The organism is Agathobaculum butyriciproducens (genome assembly GCA_003096535.1).
Taxonomy (GTDB): Bacteria; Bacillota; Clostridia; order Oscillospirales; family Butyricicoccaceae; genus Agathobaculum; species Agathobaculum butyriciproducens.
The window spans coordinates 1-1,292 of sequence record QEKJ01000053.1 but is presented as its reverse complement, the minus strand read 5'-3'; the positions used below and the strand labels follow the sequence as shown (position 1 = coordinate 1,292).

2 protein-coding genes are annotated in these 1,292 nt (G+C 43.7%); both read left to right on the top strand.

Features of this window, described 5'->3' with window-relative positions:
* A partial coding sequence (locus C7386_RS13325; protein WP_207655878.1) for a hypothetical protein occupies positions 1-227 on the top strand: 227 nt, incomplete at its 5' end.
* Positions 228-414: 187 nt separating this feature from the next.
* Positions 415-1,292, top strand: an 878-nt coding sequence (locus C7386_RS13215; protein ID WP_133241608.1) for an IS30 family transposase, incomplete at its 3' end; no start/stop codon positions are given.

Genomic DNA, 1,292 nt, shown 5'->3' with positions numbered 1-1,292 from the left:
AAGGGGGTAATATTATGACAACAAAACAAATCGTAAAGCAGGCGCTCGCATACTGCGATCTATCCAATGCCGAATTAGCTCGTCGATTAGACTGGTCACCACAACTGTTGAGCAAGCGCCTTTCCACCGGAAAACTTTCACCAGAAGAATGGACTGCTATCGGAGAAGCCATCGGCGCAGAAGCAAAGATCTGTTTTCAATTTCCAGATGGAACTGTAATTCCATAAACAAAAAAGACTGCTTACGCAGTCTTTTTCTTTTTTCTTTAATTGGTATATTAGCAACTGACACAATATATTGTATTGTTGTTATCTACATATCGTAGATATTGATTTTTGTTTGCTTTTACCAAAGATTTATCATATATAATGTGTTATAATTTTTACATACCACAATATATAGGGGATAGATATAATGAGTGCAACTATTCAACGATACCGAAAAGGACAACACTTAAAGCAAACACAACGCCTGCTGATTGAGCATCTACGCTTACAGGGTCATAGCACACGCGATATAGCAGATGTTGTTGGATGCAGCCATGTAACTGTATGCAACGAGTTAAAACGCGGTCAGTATGAACACACAAATTCCGACCTGACTACGGAAATTAGATATTCGCCGGAAATTGCAGAGCAGCGTTATCAGACTAATCTTGCAGCTAAAGGTGCACAGGTCAAGATTGGACACGATCACAAGCTCGCTAAGGCTTTGGAAACTCTGGTCATCAAAAAGAATTACTCGCCCTCGGCGGCAGTGGCCGAATTGAACAACAAAGGCTGGGATTTTGATGTGAAAATTTGTGCGCGCACCGTATATAACTATATTGATACCGGCGTTCTGAATATCAACAGAATAGATTTGCCCATGAAAGGTAGACAGAAGCGCAGATATAGACGTATCAAAACTCAAAAGCGTGTATCTGCCGGAACCAGCATTGATTACCGCCCGACAGAAGTAGATGAGCGTACAACACTCGGTCACTGGGAAATGGATACGGTGTATACCACCACAAAAAAGGCAAAGGCCGTCCGGCTGAAACCGGCCCTGCTCGTACTGACGGAGCGCCTGTCGCGCAAAGAACTCATTATCAAGATGCGCGACCGTACCTCTGCCAGCGTAGTTCGTGCGCTCAATCGTCTTGAACGCAGTATGGGTGCAAAGAAATTCACAGATACTTTCAGAACGATCACCGTAGATAACGGCAGCGAATTTGCCAATGTAGATGGCATGGAGAACTCCGGCCTGCGCAAGAGTGAGAAACGCACGAAAGTATATTACTGTCATGCCCA